1 tRNA gene and 2 rRNA genes are annotated in these 1,591 nt (G+C 51.5%); all 3 read right to left on the reverse strand.

Annotated elements, in window-relative coordinates:
* Nucleotides 1–843, reverse strand: a 23S ribosomal RNA gene (locus OWK27_RS24205); the annotation flags it as partial.
* Nucleotides 844–1,025: 182 nt separating this feature from the next.
* Nucleotides 1,026–1,101 (reverse strand) — tRNA-Glu (locus tag OWK27_RS24210).
* A gap of 85 nt (nt 1,102–1,186) precedes the next feature.
* A 16S ribosomal RNA gene (locus OWK27_RS24215) occupies nt 1,187–1,591 on the reverse strand; the annotation flags it as partial.

Raw genomic sequence — 1,591 nt, forward strand, 5'->3', positions numbered from 1 at the left:
TTCACGAGGCGCTACCTAAATAGCTTTCGGGGAGAACCAGCTATCTCCCGGTTTGATTGGCCTTTCACCCCCAGCCACAGGTCATCCGCTAATTTTTCAACATTAGTCGGTTCGGTCCTCCAGTTAGTGTTACCCAACCTTCAACCTGCCCATGGCTAGATCACCGGGTTTCGGGTCTATACCCTGCAACTTAACGCCCAGTTAAGACTCGGTTTCCCTTCGGCTCCCCTATACGGTTAACCTTGCTACAGAATATAAGTCGCTGACCCATTATACAAAAGGTACGCAGTCACCCCATAAAGAGGCTCCCACTGCTTGTACGTACACGGTTTCAGGTTCTTTTTCACTCCCCTCGCCGGGGTTCTTTTCGCCTTTCCCTCACGGTACTGGTTCACTATCGGTCAGTCAGGAGTATTTAGCCTTGGAGGATGGTCCCCCCATATTCAGACAGGATACCACGTGTCCCGCCCTACTCTTCGAGTTCACAGCATGTGTGCTTTCGTGTACGGGACTATCACCCTGTACCGTCGGACTTTCCAGACCGTTCCACTAACACACAAGCTGATTCAGACTCCGGGCTGCTCCCCGTTCGCTCGCCGCTACTGGGGGAATCTCGGTTGATTTCTTTTCCTCGGGGTACTTAGATGTTTCAGTTCCCCCGGTTCGCCTCGTTAGCCTATGTATTCAGCTAACGATAGTGCAACGAATTGCACTGGGTTTCCCCATTCGGACATCGCCGGGTCAAGGGTTCATATCACCTCGCCGGCGCTTTTCGCAGATTAGCACGTCCTTCATCGCCTCTGACTGCCAGGGCATCCACCGTGTACGCTTAGTCGCTTAACCTCACAACCCGAAGATGTTTCACTTCTGATTGCGAAAATTTGAGAGACTCGAACACACATGAGCTGTGTGTCGTTTCAATTTTCAGCTTGATCCAGATTTTTAAAGAGCAAATATCTCAAACGTGACTCGTAAGTCAGTTTTGAGATATGACGGCAGGTGACTTTCACTCACGAACCAGCAAGTGGCGTCCCCTAGGGGATTCGAACCCCTGTTACCGCCGTGAAAGGGCGGTGTCCTGGGCCTCTAGACGAAGGGGACACTGAAGTCTCAATCGCAAGACGCCTTGCTATTTACTTTTCATCAGACAATCTGTGTGAGCACTACAAAGGCAGGTTCTTTAAGGTAAGGAGGTGATCCAACCGCAGGTTCCCCTACGGTTACCTTGTTACGACTTCACCCCAGTCATGAATCACAAAGTGGTAAGCGCCCTCCCGAAGGTTAAGCTACCTACTTCTTTTGCAACCCACTCCCATGGTGTGACGGGCGGTGTGTACAAGGCCCGGGAACGTATTCACCGTAGCATTCTGATCTACGATTACTAGCGATTCCGACTTCATGGAGTCGAGTTGCAGACTCCAATCCGGACTACGACGCACTTTATGAGGTCCGCTTGCTCTCGCGAGGTCGCTTCTCTTTGTATGCGCCATTGTAGCACGTGTGTAGCCCTACTCGTAAGGGCCATGATGACTTGACGTCATCCCCACCTTCCTCCAGTTTATCACTGGCAGTCTCCTTTGAGTTCCCGGCC

It is taken from the genome of Enterobacter cloacae complex sp. 2022EL-00788, assembly GCF_026627565.1.
Taxonomy (GTDB): domain Bacteria; phylum Pseudomonadota; class Gammaproteobacteria; order Enterobacterales; family Enterobacteriaceae; genus Enterobacter; species Enterobacter pasteurii.